This window comes from Formosa sp. F44 (genome assembly GCF_056238645.1).
Map to the genome: position 1 here is coordinate 80410 of NZ_JBWDLJ010000004.1, position 14852 is coordinate 95261.

14 protein-coding genes and 1 riboswitch are annotated in these 14852 nt (G+C 33.7%); of the genes, 8 read left to right on the plus strand and 6 right to left on the minus strand.

Translation table 11 applies throughout. The features are described from left to right. Positions 1–2 precede the first annotated feature (2 nt). The 5 genes from AC0UBM_RS13115 (at position 3) to AC0UBM_RS13135 (ending at position 7269) form a co-directional block, all read left to right on the plus strand. Positions 3–1043 carry a WD40/YVTN/BNR-like repeat-containing protein gene (locus AC0UBM_RS13115; RefSeq protein WP_475688900.1) on the plus strand — a complete coding sequence of 347 codons (1041 nt, stop codon included), beginning with the start codon at positions 3–5 and terminating at the stop codon, positions 1041–1043. 797 nt (positions 1044–1840) lie between these two features. Further along, positions 1841–2203, plus strand: coding sequence for a hypothetical protein (locus AC0UBM_RS13120; protein ID WP_414037276.1), 363 nt, complete (start codon positions 1841–1843; stop codon positions 2201–2203). A 421-nt stretch (positions 2204–2624) separates the two neighbouring features. Beyond that, a riboswitch (cobalamin riboswitch) is annotated at positions 2625–2816 on the plus strand. Positions 2817–2925: 109 nt separating this feature from the next. Next, positions 2926–4935: a TonB-dependent receptor plug domain-containing protein gene (locus AC0UBM_RS13125; RefSeq protein WP_475688901.1), complete on the plus strand. Its 2010-nt coding sequence runs from the start codon at positions 2926–2928 to the stop codon at positions 4933–4935. A 17-nt stretch (positions 4936–4952) separates the two neighbouring features. Continuing rightward, positions 4953–6119, plus strand: coding sequence for a YncE family protein (locus tag AC0UBM_RS13130; RefSeq protein ID WP_475688902.1), 1167 nt, complete (start codon positions 4953–4955; stop codon positions 6117–6119). A 19-nt stretch (positions 6120–6138) separates the two neighbouring features. Then, positions 6139–7269: a hypothetical protein gene (locus tag AC0UBM_RS13135; protein WP_475688903.1), complete on the plus strand. Its 1131-nt coding sequence runs from the start codon at positions 6139–6141 to the stop codon at positions 7267–7269. A gap of 87 nt (positions 7270–7356) precedes the next feature. On the opposite strand, the gene AC0UBM_RS13140 is transcribed toward AC0UBM_RS13135, so the two are convergent. Further along, positions 7357–7734: a PH domain-containing protein gene (locus AC0UBM_RS13140; protein WP_414037272.1), complete on the minus strand. Its 378-nt coding sequence runs from the start codon at positions 7732–7734 to the stop codon at positions 7357–7359. A 388-nt stretch (positions 7735–8122) separates the two neighbouring features. Here AC0UBM_RS13140 and AC0UBM_RS13145 point away from each other — a divergent pair, with 388 nt between their 5' ends. After that, a complete protein-coding gene (locus AC0UBM_RS13145; RefSeq protein WP_434035338.1) occupies positions 8123–8491 on the plus strand; it encodes a CidA/LrgA family protein in 369 nt (122 codons plus the stop codon). A 3-nt stretch (positions 8492–8494) separates the two neighbouring features. After that, positions 8495–9202, plus strand: coding sequence for an LrgB family protein (locus tag AC0UBM_RS13150; protein WP_414037270.1), 708 nt, complete (start codon positions 8495–8497; stop codon positions 9200–9202). Positions 9203–9296: 94 nt separating this feature from the next. Here the strand turns inward: AC0UBM_RS13150 and AC0UBM_RS13155 are convergent, their stop codons facing one another. The 4 genes from AC0UBM_RS13155 to AC0UBM_RS13170 form a co-directional block, all read right to left on the minus strand. Further along, positions 9297–9992: a DUF4369 domain-containing protein gene (locus tag AC0UBM_RS13155; protein ID WP_414037269.1), complete on the minus strand. Its 696-nt coding sequence runs from the start codon at positions 9990–9992 to the stop codon at positions 9297–9299. Positions 9993–10043: 51 nt separating this feature from the next. Next, positions 10044–11309: a DUF819 family protein gene (locus AC0UBM_RS13160; RefSeq protein ID WP_475688904.1), complete on the minus strand. Its 1266-nt coding sequence runs from the start codon at positions 11307–11309 to the stop codon at positions 10044–10046. 553 nt (positions 11310–11862) lie between these two features. Next, positions 11863–12462, minus strand: a complete 600-nt coding sequence (locus AC0UBM_RS13165; protein ID WP_475688905.1) for an alpha-ketoglutarate-dependent dioxygenase AlkB family protein — start codon at positions 12460–12462, stop codon at positions 11863–11865. Position 12463: 1 nt separating this feature from the next. Continuing rightward, the gene (locus tag AC0UBM_RS13170; RefSeq protein ID WP_414037266.1) at positions 12464–12823 is read right to left on the minus strand and encodes a DoxX family protein; all 360 of its coding nucleotides are present in this window, start codon (positions 12821–12823) and stop codon (positions 12464–12466) included. A 44-nt stretch (positions 12824–12867) separates the two neighbouring features. On the opposite strand from AC0UBM_RS13170, the gene AC0UBM_RS13175 reads away from it, so the two are divergent. Next, positions 12868–13533 (plus strand): M15 family metallopeptidase, encoded by a 666-nt coding sequence (locus AC0UBM_RS13175; RefSeq protein WP_475688906.1) that lies wholly within the window; start codon positions 12868–12870, stop codon positions 13531–13533. A 9-nt stretch (positions 13534–13542) separates the two neighbouring features. Here the strand turns inward: AC0UBM_RS13175 and AC0UBM_RS13180 are convergent, their stop codons facing one another. Beyond that, positions 13543–14781, minus strand: a complete 1239-nt coding sequence (locus AC0UBM_RS13180; RefSeq protein WP_475688907.1) for a DEAD/DEAH box helicase — start codon at positions 14779–14781, stop codon at positions 13543–13545. Positions 14782–14852 lie beyond the last annotated feature (71 nt).

Below are 14852 nucleotides of genomic sequence, written 5' to 3' on the forward strand. Positions count from 1 at the left end.
AAATGAGACTAATAACGAGCCTTTTACTTTTTGTTTTTATCAGTTCTTGCAAACAAGATGTTCAAAAACCTTCCAAAACTTATAAATCTGTCGAAATTCAAGATATATATAACGACTCTTTAAGTATTCGTGCTATCGAGCTAATGGGAGATGGTACCCTGGCTTTTGCAGCCAATAAAGGAACTTACGGACTCTATTTTCCGAAAAAAGAACAATGGGCAACATCTAAGCAATTGTACGATTCTATTCCTTTACATTTTAGAGCGGTTGCACATACATCTAACGATTTTTTTATGTTGAGTATAGAAAATCCTGCGCTCTTATATAAAACGGGCGACGACGGATCTATGAAATTGGTATATAAGGAAGAAGGGGAAGGTGTGTTTTACGACGCCATGACCTTTTGGAACGACACAGATGGTATAGCGGTAGGAGATAAGATCGGTAATTGTTTATCTGTAATTATAACCAGAGATGGCGGAGAGACGTGGACTAAATTAGCATGCGACGTATTACCAAAGGCGGTAGATGGAGAAGGAGCATTTGCTGCGAGTAACACTAATATTAAAGTGTTAGGCGATAAAGCATGGATTGTTACTACAAGTGGCACCATTTATTATACCGAAGATAAAGGAGACACATGGATTAGTATAGACACACCAATGATAAATACAGTGGCTAATCAAGGAATCTTCTCTATAGATTTTTACGATGATCAACACGGATTTGCTGTTGGAGGCGATTACACAAAGCCAACCGTGAATACAAGTAATAAGATGAGAACCGCAGATGGAGGGAAAACATGGGAATTAGTTGCCGATGGCGAATTACCGGGACATAAAAGTTGTGTGCAGTATATGCCAAATAGTGACGCTAAAACATTAGTCGCAGTAAGTAATAGCGGTATAGACTTGTCTAATAATAGTGGAGATTCATGGACGCATATAAGCGATGTGTCATTCTATACCATCCGATTTCTAAATGATTCTACGGCTTATGCTGCCGGAAAAGGTCGAATTTCAAAACTAATATTTAAAAAGTAAGGACCTTTTACAGGTTGTAATTTCCATTTCTAGCACTTTTTTCAGAGTAAAAGGTGCTATTTCTCACAGAAAATGATGCGATTTTCAAAAAAAATCAATTAAAAAACTGTTAAAATTAAGATTTTTAAATGGTCAAATGTCCATGATTGAGCACTCATTTTTTTACCTACAGTTTTTATTCATTTTGGAAAAAATTAACAATTTTTAGATTTGTAAAATTAGGAGACATCCTAGACGGTATAAAGGAAAAACATCGACGAAGTGATTAATTTATCGGTCAACAAACACTATAATCTAGGTGTGCGTTTTTATTAAATAACGAGATTAAGATGTCCTTGGCGCCTTTTCGAATTTCATTAAAATGACTTTTATGCTGTCTTTTTCTGAATTTATTTTCACGAAATATTGATTATTATTTATATCTTGCAGCGGTATAAGTGACTTAACCTAAATTACATATCTTATTTATACGATAAATTTTTAAATAGTAAAATTATTTTCTTGTCTTCCTACTAAGACGCTTAATTTATAGCTGTTTAAATATTTTTAAAGCGTAATAATTGTCATAATGTATTACCAAATAAATATTTAAATTTATAAATGAGTTAAAAGGAATTAAATTATATATTTATAACATAGTATTAACATAAAAAAAGAGAATTACATAGTGCCTAAAACCATCTAGTAGCTTTAAGCTTATTTTTAACCTGATTTATACTTATTTCCCACCCAAAAGGAATGTAGTAGCTAGAAAAGTTTTAGAAAGATTATTATATCAACCCCAAATCGATAATAAAATGAAAAAATTTAACTTCAGATCATGGCGTGTAGCCATACTATTCCTAGTTTGCGCCTCTTTATTTGTTTCTTGTGCCAAAGACTATGCAGATTTTCGTGTTGCTGCTCCCGAATTAAATATGACAGAATTATCGTTTAAAGACGGTATTAAAGTTGGAGATCGTGTTACTTTTGAAGCTCAGAGAGTTACAGAAGTAGATAGTATTTATGCTAATGAATGGAGTTTAGATGATATCGTGGTATCTGCCGAAAGCTCTTATGAATTTGTTGCTGAAGCTCCAGGAAATTATGTGTTATCTTACAGAGCATATAACATCGCAGGAGAATTTAATTTTGAATACGATATTTTAGTAGAAGAATAGACTTGTCTTTAAGAGGGAGGTATATTCTAAGACTATTTAGTATTGCTAAATGGTTTTAAAACTTTTTTTAAACATTATACTTTATACATAAAATTACATTTTAAGCATGAAAAGGCTGGGATATTATATATTCTAGCCTTTTTAATTTTATATATGTGGCTGGTGTCATTTATTTTAATTCGCATTTTGATTAATATTATATAGAAAAGCGACCGGGGAAAGGTCAGTTTTATTTGCTAACCACTTCTCCTTTCAATGTGTCTTCCATGATAGTTGTCATGTATTATATGCGTCTTCCCAATTATATTTGTTGCCACATATTACATACCAATTTCTACTTTATAGTATAGAAAATATTTAAATGAAATGAAATGTGAAATAGATGGTTTGCAATCTGTGTTTTTTGTCTAAATTTGCATTTTTAAATAATAAGGGAAATGGTTGTTGTGTTTAATTTAAACATTAACATTAAAAGAGAATTCGGTGTAAGTCCGAAACTGTCCCGCAGCTGTAAGCTCATAACTGAAGCCTAATTTATGGTCACTTTTCAATAGAAAGGGAAGGCCAGGTGAAAGGAGTAAGTCAGAAGACCTGCCATTTTTTAGTAATTCAAATAGCTTTCGGGGATAAAAGCTAGGATTAGAATCGTTTTATTCTTCTCTTTAGGAGTAACTGTGTCTAGAACCGGTTAGTCTGCCCTCGATTGCCATAAATTAATTGAGGTGAAATTTTCAAAATTGTTATATAAATATATCTTAATTACGTGCGTCACGTGTTTGTGTTCGGTGTCTGTTTATGCACAAGAACAAGATAGTGTTGCCGCTACCTCTTTAAAAGAAGTGGTCTTAAAATATAATATTACACAGTATAAAAAACATGTCTCTCCAGCTCCTGTACAAACCTTGGATGGCGAGACTTTAACGCGATTAAATAGTTTAAATGTAGCCGATGCTATTCGGTTTTTTAGTGGCGTGCAACTTAAAGATTATGGAGGTGTTGGTGGTATTAAAACCGTGAATATTCGTAGTATGGGCTCGCAACATACAGGTGTGTTTTACGATGGGGTTAAATTAGGGAATGCCCAAAATGGTCAAGTCGATTTGGGTAAATATTCCTTAAGTAACATGGAGCAAGTGAGTTTGTACCAAGGACAACGTACAGATTTAGACCAATCGGCAAATGCGTATGCGTCTGCGAATAGCATTTATTTAAAGTCGAAAACACCAGATTTTAATGCTGATAAAAAATACGAGGCTGATGTAACATTTAAAACAGGTTCTTTCGGTTTAGTTAATCCTTCGTTAGCTTTAGATTATAAATTATCCGATAATATCGCTGCACGAGTAAGTGCCGAAATGGTCTCTGCAGACGGCGAATATAAATTTAGATATACCAATGGTAATTACGATACAACAGCAGTTAGAAAAAATGCCGATATAAAATCTTACCGTGTAGAAACAGCATTGTATGGAAAGCCATCTGAAAGAACGAGTTGGCATGTAAAATACTACCATTTCGATTCCGAGCGTGGTTTACCGGGAGCCATTGTCGCAAATCGTTTTAGTAGGCCACAGCGTTTGTGGGATCAGAATAATTTTATTCAAGGGGAATTTAAGCATCAAGTAAACGATTCTTATTTTTTTGTGATTAGAGGAAAATATGCAGACGATCACACCCGTTATGTCGATCCCGAAATTGTATCTCTGGACGGAATTTTAGACAACAGATACAATCAAAAAAAATATTATACTTCAATAGTTAATACCATTAAACTAAAACCTTTCTGGGAGGTGTCTCTGGCCTCAGATTTTGAAGAAAATACTCTCGATGCCAACCTCTATCGTTTTGCGTACCCTAAGCGTTTTTCGATGTTGAATGCCTTAGCGAGTAACTTTCATTTTAAACGACTTAATGTGCAACTAAGTGTATTAAGTACAACGGTAAATGAAACTGTTGAGGCTTACGATTCGGCCGACGATCTTCAGGAATTTACCCCTTCAGTACTTGTTAATGTACAGCCTTTTCAGAATTCAGATCTAAGATTACGAGCGTTTTATAAAAACATTTTTAGGATGCCCACGTTTAACGATCTGTACTATACATTTATAGGGAATACATTTTTAAACCCAGAATATTCCGAACAAATCGATTTTGGCTTGTCGTATCAGCATTCAAATCAGAGTACATTTTTCGAAGTTCAAGCCGATGTATATAAAGTATGGATTACCGATAAAATTGTGGCTGTTCCTGGCGCTAATTTATTCCGTTGGACCATGTTAAATCTCGGTAAAGTAGAGACTACAGGTGTGGAAGTCGGATTAAAATCTACCGTTAAATTCTCTCAAGAAATAGATGTTACGGGTATGGTAAATTATGCTTATCAGAAAGCCATTGATGTAACTCCGGGTAGTAATACCTATGGCGATCAGATTCCGTATTTACCACTACATAGTGGTAGTGCAACTGTTATGGGCGCTTATAAGGCATTTCAGCTTAATTACAGTTTTATTTATACCGGAGAACGTTACAGCCAAACAGCGAATATAACATCTAATTATTTGCAACCTTGGTATACTCATGATCTATCGGCAAATTATACGTTTCAATGTTTTAATAATCCTATGAAACTAGGTGTTGAGGTAAATAATGTATTCGATCAACAATATGATGTGGTTAAGAATTTCCCAATGCCAGGGCGTTCATATCGCTTCACCCTTAATTATAAACTTTAAAATTCAAATTTATACTAATGAAAAAGTATCTACTTATTTTAGTAACCGTTGTATCTGTCTTCTCATGTAGAACAGATGATCCTATCATGGCAGATGATGATGCTCAAATACCAGAAGTTCCAGATGATGATTCTCAAACACCAGAAGTTCCAGACGTAAACAACGTTTTAAAAGGGTTTTACCTTATAAATGAAGGAAATATGTCTATGAATAAAGCGTCTTTGGATTACATGGATTTTGAAACAGGAGAGTACAAGCACGAGCGCTTTAAAGCTAACAATCCAACCGAGGTTGGAGGATTAGGAGATGTTGCGAACGATATAGGTATTTATGGTTCTAAAATGTATATTGTTGTAAATGCATCGAATAAAGTTGAGGTTTTAGATGTAAATACAGGTGTTAGATTAAAACAAATAAATGTTGATAATTGCCGCTACATTACCTTTTACGAAGGCAAAGCCTATTTAAGTACTTATTTAGGTACTATAGGCGACCCAAATTCTCCATTAGGACAAGTTAACGAAATTGATACCACGAGTTTAACCATAACGCGTAAGGTGGATGTTGGACGCCAGCCAGAAGAATTGGTGGCCTACGATAACAAAATTTATGTGGCTAATTCCGGAGGTTATAGTCCGCCAGAATACGAATCTACTATTTCTGTAATCGATATTCCGAGCTTTACAGAAACGAAACGCATTGAAGTGGCTAAGAATTTACACCGCTTAAAAATGGATAGCGAAGGCGATTTATATGTGTCTTCTAGAGGTGATTATTTTGAAACCCCATCCAATCTTTTTGTTGTAGATACTAAAACAGACCAAGTCAAGAAAACCTTCAATTTGGCGGCTAGCAACTTTACCATTCATAACGATATTGCATACATCTACAGTACAGAATTTAGTTACTTAACCGGAGGTTTTGTTATTTCTTATAACATGCTCGATACTAAGACGGAAACTGTTTTAGAGGGCTCGTTTATAGCAGAAGGAAATGAAGATCTTATCCAAATACCATATGGAATTGCCATAAATCCGGATAACGAAGATATTTACATTACAGATGCCAAAGATTACTTTTCTCCAGGTGATTTGTACTGTTTCGATTCGGAAGGCGAATTTAAATGGAAAGTAGAAACCGGGGATATTCCATCGAAAATTCAATTTGTATATCAACCAGAATAATAATTATAAAACGAATAAAATGAAAAGATTAAATTTTTTAAAACAAAACAAAGTTGCCTTATTATTTGGATGTAGTGCTTTATTTTTTGCGTGTTCAAGCGATGATGAAGATCCTATTTTAGCGCCAGAAATAGAACTTTCTGTACCAGATCAAGCGGTTTCAATGACTATGACGGATTCGAAGGTTTTTGAAGCAAGCAATTTAAACGACGATATGTATACAAGCGAATGGATGCTTGGAGATAGTTTGGTATCAACTACAGATACTTACGAATTTATTCCAGAATCATCAGGGAATTACGAACTGTCTTATCGTGCATCTAATATTAGTGGCGAGTTTTCTTTCAATTATAATATTACAGTAGATGCTTTTATTCGTCCAGTGTCTTCAGAAAGTACGGCTTACGTTACAGAATTACTTGAGTACTTACCAGCACCGGGACAATTCTTAAACAAGAATGTAGGAAATTTTGAAAGTGCAGAAGGTGTTTTAAATGGTAAAAGCGGATTAGTTACTTTAGGTGCCTGGGGAGGTTCTATAACGTTAGCATTCGACCATACGGTTGTAAATTCTTCCGATTCTAAAGATTTTATTATCTATGGTAACGGTTTCTCTGGCGCAGCAGAACCTGGTATTATTTGGGTTATGCAGGACGAAAATGCAAATGGTATTGCCGATGATACGTGGTATGAAATTAAAGGGTCTGGACATGACTTAGAAGGAACAAAGCGTAATTATAGTGTTACTTATTTTAAGCCAGCAAATGATGAAGATGATGTGTCTTGGGAAAATAATGATGGTGAAACCGGAGTTGTAAAAAAGAACAATTTTCATTCACAGGCGTATTACCCAGAATGGATTACCGAAGATTCTTATACACTTACAGGAACACTTTTATCTGATGTAAATGTAGATTTGAGTAACCCAACTTTTATAAAGAGTAATTCTTTTGATTATGGGTATGCCGATAATACTGCAGGTGGAGATAATATTGATATTGCAGATGCTATGGATGCAGACGGAGAGTCAGTATCTCTAACAGGAATCGATTTTATTAAAATCCAAACCGGAGTTCAAGCAGATTTAGGTTGGTTAGGAGAATTATCTACCGAAGTAAAAGGTGTTGCAGATTTAAGTTTATTAGAGTAAGATTTACATTTAAATACATTTTAAAAGGCTTCAAAATTTTAAATTTTGAAGCCTTTTTTAGTTATTATCCGATTTAGATTTAAGCGATTACATTACTTTTTCTCCTAAATACTTTTGTACTTCGTACACGTTTATACTTTTATTAAATTTCTTACTCACGGAAGGTGTATTTTCACTAGAAATCCAAATTTTTAATTCGGCATCTAAATCAAATGTCCCAGCAGTTTCTAAAGAAAATCTAGAAATACTTTTATAAGGCATGGATCTATATTCTTGTTTGCTCCCTGTAAGCCCTTGCACATCTATTAAAATTAAACGCTTGTTGGTAAACATAAAAGTATCCCGTAATAATTTAAATCCTAATTCTACGTGCTCTCCATTGATAAGTAATCTACTATACTTCTCATTTAATTGTTCAGGAGATACTTCTGAAGCATTTCCTAATATTTTATTGAATATTCCCATTTGTATCTAGTTTCTAATTAAAATGAATCGTAATTGTAACGACTGCTTATTTAAATTTTAATCACAAAGATATTTTGAATAGAAATAAAACGTGTCTTTTTTATAAATAAAAAATAACCGAATCACTCTTTATGTTAATAATTCGATAGTTTCAACCTTATATTTTTAAAGATTTTTATATGATATGCCTTAGTTTTTGGAAGGTATAAAAACAGTATAATCAATTGGTTTTCTAGCGTTTTTTAGTCTTATAATAGTTATTTTTGAAGGACCATAATATAGGTTGTGTTTTATTGTTTTTCTAGATGTAAATGTTTCTAAAAAGGAAATTACTTACATCGGTATTTATAAATTTAAATAAGGCACTGTCAGGAAATAATAGTTGTAGATGAGACAAGTTGTAATAATTTTGGGGTGTTTACTCTTTGGGGAGGTATTTGTTTATTTTACAGGCATAAAAATGCCTGCTAGTATAATAGGGATGTTAGCGTTAACCGTGTCTTTAGAATTGCGTTGGATTAAATTGGAATGGGTGCGTGGTTTAAGTAATTTTTTAACCAAGAATATGGCCTTCTTTTTTGTGCCACCTGGCGTCGCCATTATGTTATATCTAGATCTTATTAAAGCTTCATTTTGGCCCATAATTGTAGCTTCAACTCTAGCTACAGTAATTGTTTTTGCTTGTACGGGTTGGACGCACCAATTGTTTATGAGACACAAAAAGATATTCAAGAAAAATAAAACTCCTCAAGCTTAGGGTATGGATACTATTTTAAACTCAGAAATTTTCATTCTTACTTTGACCTTTGTCGCTTATTTCTTAGCTCAAGGGATTCGAAGAAAGACTAAAATGATATTACTTAACCCGGTTTTAGTTGCCATTATTTTAATAATAGCTGTGTTAACTATTTTTAAAATCGATTTTGAATCTTACCATCAGGGGAGTAGGATGATCGAATTTTTACTAAAACCAGCCATTGTAGCCTTGGGTGTACCTTTGTATCAGCAATTAGGAAAAATAAAAAAACAAGCGATTCCTATTGTTGTTTCTCAGTTGGTAGGGTGTATTGCAGGTGTGGTGTCTGTTGTATTAATTTCACATGTTCTAGGCGCTCCAAAAGAAATTGTACTGTCTTTAGCTCCAAAATCGGTGACAACACCTATTGCCATGGAGGTGTCTAAAACTTTAGGTGGAATTCCTCCTCTTACCGCTTCGGTGGTGGTATTATTCGGAATTCTAGGGTCTATATTCGGATACGAGATTATGAAAATTACACGTATTAAAAGCACGATTGCACAAGGAATTTCTATGGGAACAGCGGCTCACGTTTTGGGGGCTTCAAAATCAATGGAAATAAGTGGTAATTTTGGTGCTTTATCTAGTATTGGGTTAATAGTAAATGGTGTGTTTACAGCCTTATTAGCTCCTTATATTATTGCCTTTATGGGAATTTGGATTGATTTCTAGATCTAAAAATAACAGGTTTATTAAAACTATAATTCAATAAAAAAGGCTCTACACTTATGTGGTAGAGCCTTTTTTTTAAGGGTAGAAAATATGTTTAGTTTTTCTTGACGTCTGCTATATAAGCATCTAATTGCTTACCATATTTAGATGCCTTAACCTCTGGAGTTAAAGACGAATTAATAGTATCTAACCACTTCACGTTAGCATTGTATATTTCTGATAACGCCAAATACGGAGCTACTTCTGCATCCTTATGGTTTATTGCATAATTAACCGTATATAAATATTTACGTTTTATTAAGTTATTATCTAATTTAGTAATACTATCTAATTTAATAGAATCTTGAGCTTGATTTGCTTGAAATTTCGCTACTACTAAATCTAGTCGTGCATTATTTATTTTAGCATTTAATTGATTGTACTCTTCTAAAAGTTCTTGGTTTTTAGATCCTGAAATTTTAGCATCTACCACAAAGTTTTTAAGCGTACTATTAATATTGATTATACCTTCTTCTGCGAAAAACGGAATACGTTCGTAAGATTTATCATGTTTATTTAAAACGAGATAAAAAATTTCAGGAGAATCTACTTGTCCGTGTAATTCAAAACTTTCGTTTCCATTAATAGTTAAAGAGTCTACAGAAATTAAAAGAGAATCGTCTTCTATTTTTTGAAGATAAACAGTTCCTTTTTTTAAGCCTTTAACGTGTGCATTTACAGTTAAATTTCCATGGTCTTTACCACAAGATACTACGATTAATAAAAGGAGTAAAATAGATAGATTTTTCATTTGTATAATTAAATTTTGGTGCGCAAATATCTTATAAATATTTATTAAAAACTAGTTGGTTGCTACGATTTTCATTAACTCTGTACATAGAATCGCACCATAGGTACCCACAACATATCCAAACACGGCTAAAAGGGCGCCAACAGTGGCTAACGATGGATGAAACGCAGCGGCGACAACAGGGGCAGAGGCAGCACCTCCAACATTAGCTTGACTTCCTACAGCTAAGAAAAAATAAGGAGCTTTTATAAGTTTAGCGACTATAATTAGTAATACGGCATGTATTAACATCCAAACTAATCCGATTAATATTAGACCTGGATTCTCGAATATTTTGGTTAAATCCATTTTCATTCCGATAGTTGCTACCAATATATAAATAAAAATACTTCCTATTTTACTAGCGCCTGCACCTTCGTAATTTTTTGCCTTGGTAAAGGATAGTAGAATACCGATAATGGTCGCTATAGTTATTAGCCAGAAAAAACTACTTCCAAAAGAAGATAAAGGGCTTCTAGGATCACTCACAGCTGTGAAATTTGTAGTTAGGAATGCAGAAATTTCTTCAGATCCAAAGTGTGCAATTCCAACTGCAACAAAGGCGAAACCTAAAATCATCATATAATCGGTTAGCGTAGGCACTCGTGTAATTTTATCGCTAAAATATTGAACTTTGGCTTGTAATTCGTCAATAGCAGTATTATCGGCTTTAAGCCAATTATCTATTTTTTTACGTTTTCCAATGCCTAATAAAATAATGGCCATCCAGATATTCGCAACAACAATATCAACTAAAACCATCCCACCGTACAGCTCCTGATTGTACTCGTAAATTTCTAACATGGCAGCTTGGTTTGCGCCTCCACCAATCCAGCTTCCTGCTAGAGTAGAGAGACCTCTCCATACCGCATCGAAGCCAGCTCCTCCTACAGTTTCTGGAGAAAATGTTGAAATTAATAATATCGCTATGGGCCCACCAATAATAATCCCTACTGTTCCAGTAAAGAACATAATTAAAGCTTTCCAACCTAAATTAAATATGGCTTTTAAGTCGATGCTTATAGTCATTAATACCAAAGCCGCTGGTAATAAATAACGACTCGCAATAAAATAGGTTTGTGAGGTATCTGCCGAAATTATATTTAAAGAATTAAATATTGCAGGTATTAAATAACACATTAATAATCCTGGAATATATTTATAAAATGTGGTCCAGAATTTGGTTTTTTTAGACTCTGTATAAAAGACTAATCCTAATGATAGCATGAGAATACCAAAAACTATGGCATCGTTAGTGAATAAAGGGGCGTTTTCCATAAAAAATTGTTAAAAGATGCAAAATAACAATTTTAGGCTTCAAAAAGAAAGAGTTTGTTTTAAAGTTTGGCACGATGATTGCATTTTAGTTTGTAATTATTATGATAACAAATATTAGAGTGTGGTTACTTTAATATTGAGAGTAATAATTTTCATATTGGTTGGTTAGTTAGTGAAAAAGCATCTCGAAAGGATGCTTTTTCTTTTGCCTTTTTTTGAAATTATGTCTTAAACATCTCATATTCATTACAAAGGATAGCATTGCCTTATAATAGTTTTGTACATGCAAATTAATGGAGGTAATGCGATTTGAGTTGTTTTAACCTCCTTAAATTCTATTGATATTAAAAAATATAGTGCATTGCCGGATAAAATTTAAATTAATAGCTTTTATTTAAATTTAATTTTTACTTTTGTGGCCTCTAAAGAGTATTTTAGAAGAGGATTAATTAATTTTTTGCATTTAATTGTTGATACTAGATTCCCAAATCTAACATCTTTATATAAAATGCAGCAAGAAACCGATGTTGAGGGACTTCGGTTTTTTTTTGCTCTAATAAATCGTCCTAAACGTTAAACTCATGCGTTTTCCAGTCGGTTTTTTTGTTTTTGGAATTTGGTGTAACCAATGCTGTTGGGTCTTACCTTTCATTATTAGTAAGCTTCCATGTTGTAAAGTGATTTTCTGCTTTAAATTTGTGTCCGTTCGGTGCTTTAAATGAAATACACGTGTCGCGCCAAAAGAAACAGAAGCAATTACAGGATTCGCTCCAAGCTCCTTTTCGTTATCTGAATGCCAGCCAATACTGTCACTTCCGTTTCGATATAAATTACATAAACAAGTCGTGAATTTATGATGAGTTTCAGATTCAATTTTTGTTTTAATATTCGCAAGCGAATCGGTAAACTTCTGGGGCATCATTGTAATTCCTGAATATGAATACGGCTTTTCATTATTCGCATACAAAGCAGTAAGACGGGGCTGCGGAATCGATTTTCCGAAAATTGTAATATCGTCTTGTTGCCAATCCAACGTGGTTAAAAGGGTGTTGAAATAGGTATCAGCTTCAATAGGATCGAAGAATGCAGGATAGTATATAATTTCTGCATCCTTAATATCTAATAGTATAGGTTCATTATTAAAAAGCATCATATTAAAGTGTTAAATAGGAATATGCCCAATACATTAATACAAATTGCAGTGGTATCCGGGAAATTAAAATCCATTTCGGAATTCCTGCTCCAGTTTTTTCATTTTTAAGCATATAAAAGTGAACGAGTAAAAATACTGCTAGCATGGCTATTAACCCATAAATGGCCACAGTTTTTAAAACTGGAATACAAATAGCAATCCCTAGTGCGATTTCAAAAACACCACTTAGAGCAACCATTGCTTTATGATTCGGAATATAGTCAGGCATAATTCTTAAATATGTTTTTGGGTTTACAAAATGTAAAATACCAGCCACAATATAAAGTAAAGCCATAAAATATAAATGCCAAGGATACAACATAGGAGAAAAATATTTTATCTAAATTAGCCTTTAATGTCGATGCTATGAAATTTAAAATTACCTTTTTCTGTTTTCTTATTAGTTTTTATGCGTTTTCGCAGTTACCTAAAGGCTTTGTGTACGTACAAGATGTTGTGCCAAGCATTCAGTTAGAAATGCGATATTGTACAGATTATAACTTTGTAGGTCAGCCCATTTACGGCTATCACAATGCTGTGGGAATTGTAACGAGTGAAACGGCTAATGCTTTAAAAAACGTACAAACGGAATTGGAAACTCAGAATTTATCTCTTAAGATTTATGATGCTTACCGCCCTCAACAAGCAGTGAATCATTTTATAACTTGGGCAAAGCATATAAATGATACGTTAATGAAACCTCATTTTTATCCAGATGTTAATAAACGTGATTTATTTAAAGATGGCTATATCGCATCAAAATCTAGGCACAGCAGTGGGAGCACAGTCGATTTAACTATTGTGAATGCAGAAACGGGCGAACATTTAGACATGGGATCTCCATTCGACTTTTTTGGAGAGCCATCTTGGGTGGCGTATGCTAATTTGACTGAAGTACAAAAACACAACAGAATGTTGCTACAACGGGTTATGCAAAAACACGGGTTTAGAAGCTATAGTAAAGAGTGGTGGCACTTTACTCTAAGAAACGAGCCGTTTAAAAATCAGTATTTTAATTTTCCTGTAGAATAAAAGTTGGGATTAATACCAACGTTTCTTTTTCTTCTTAGAAGCCTCAGATTTTCTGCCTTTTTTATTCTTGCTTCCACCTTGTTTTTTATGCACCTCTGGTTTTGCCTTAGGGTCTAATAAATAAGGATGGTCTTGTTCTACCGCTATTTCTTTTTGAATTAACTGTTGAATGGTTTTTATATATAATTTTTCGTCTGCCGAACAGAAGGAATAAGACATTCCTAAATGTCCTGCACGTCCGGTACGACCAATACGATGTACATAGGTTTCAGGAATATTTGGAATATCGAAATTTATAACCGTATCTAATTCGTCTATATCTATACCACGAGCGGCAACGTCTGTTGCAATTAGAATATTCGAATCACCATTTTTAAAATTAGCTAAAGCGGCTTGTCTGTCTGCTTGAGTTTTATCGCCGTGAAAGCTTTCAACTTTATAACCATTTTTAGTTAACGTTTGTTCTAATTTATCGACTCCAAATTTTGTGCGTCTAAAAATTAGCATATTTCCTTTAATGGTGTTTCGTAGTAAATGCAAACACAATTCTATTTTCTTAGGTTTTGGAACATAAAATAAGAGTTGAGATACACTTTTTGCGGCAGAAGATGTTGGAGACACCTCAATACGTTCAGGATCTTTTAAAATTGTTTTAGCCAGTTGTTCCACCTTAAATGGCATGGTTGCAGAAAACAATAAAATTTGCTTGTCTTTAGAACACAGACGTTCAATTTTCTTAACGTCGTCTATAAATCCCATGTCTAACATTAAGTCGGCTTCGTCTAAGACTAACGTTTCAACAAAATCTAAATTCACAACATCTTGTTTATGTAAATCGAGCAAACGTCCAGGTGTAGCGATTAGAATGTCGACACCTTTTTTTAGAATAGCAATTTGAGGTTCTATAGCCGTTCCTCCAAAAACAACCGCACTGGTTAAATTAGTGTATTTGCTATACTTATTAAAGTTTTCCTCAATTTGAATGGCTAGTTCACGTGTCGGGCTTATAATTAAAGCCTTAATTTTCTTACCACGTTTTGGCGCATCTTGATTATCGAAAAATAATTGAAGAATTGGTAATGCAAAAGCAGCTGTTTTTCCTGTACCAGTTTGTGCTGAAGCAATAACATCCTTCCCTTGTAAAACAAAAGGAATGGTTTTTTCTTGAATCAGAGTTGGTTCGTTATAACCAGATTCGGCAATAGCGCGTAAAAGCGGTCTGTTAAGTTGTAAGTCTTTAAACGACATGATATAAATAAATAAGATTGGGACAAAGATAGTGTAAAAGCCAACAGTATTAACCACTTTGTGTTTTTACC

Excerpts from the sequence above, each read along its gene's own strand:
- AC0UBM_RS13180 (WP_475688907.1), bottom strand. The coding sequence starts at position 14,781 with ATGTCGTTTAAAGACTTACAACTTAACAGACCGCTTTTACGCGCTATT.
- AC0UBM_RS13170 (WP_414037266.1), bottom strand. The coding sequence starts at position 12,823 with ATGTTGTATCCTTGGCATTTATATTTTATGGCTTTACTTTATATTGTG.
- AC0UBM_RS13155 (WP_414037269.1), bottom strand. The coding sequence starts at position 9,992 with ATGAAAAATCTATCTATTTTACTCCTTTTATTAATCGTAGTATCTTGT.
- AC0UBM_RS13140 (WP_414037272.1), bottom strand. The coding sequence starts at position 7,734 with ATGGGAATATTCAATAAAATATTAGGAAATGCTTCAGAAGTATCTCCT.
- AC0UBM_RS13145 (WP_434035338.1), top strand. The coding sequence starts at position 8,123 with ATGAGACAAGTTGTAATAATTTTGGGGTGTTTACTCTTTGGGGAGGTA.
- AC0UBM_RS13160 (WP_475688904.1), bottom strand. The coding sequence starts at position 11,309 with ATGGAAAACGCCCCTTTATTCACTAACGATGCCATAGTTTTTGGTATT.
- AC0UBM_RS13130 (WP_475688902.1), top strand. The coding sequence starts at position 4,953 with ATGAAAAAGTATCTACTTATTTTAGTAACCGTTGTATCTGTCTTCTCA.
- AC0UBM_RS13115 (WP_475688900.1), top strand. The coding sequence starts at position 3 with ATGAGACTAATAACGAGCCTTTTACTTTTTGTTTTTATCAGTTCTTGC.
- AC0UBM_RS13175 (WP_475688906.1), top strand. The coding sequence starts at position 12,868 with ATGAAATTTAAAATTACCTTTTTCTGTTTTCTTATTAGTTTTTATGCG.
- AC0UBM_RS13150 (WP_414037270.1), top strand. The coding sequence starts at position 8,495 with ATGGATACTATTTTAAACTCAGAAATTTTCATTCTTACTTTGACCTTT.
- AC0UBM_RS13120 (WP_414037276.1), top strand. The coding sequence starts at position 1,841 with ATGAAAAAATTTAACTTCAGATCATGGCGTGTAGCCATACTATTCCTA.
- AC0UBM_RS13135 (WP_475688903.1), top strand. The coding sequence starts at position 6,139 with ATGAAAAGATTAAATTTTTTAAAACAAAACAAAGTTGCCTTATTATTT.
- AC0UBM_RS13165 (WP_475688905.1), bottom strand. The coding sequence starts at position 12,462 with ATGATGCTTTTTAATAATGAACCTATACTATTAGATATTAAGGATGCA.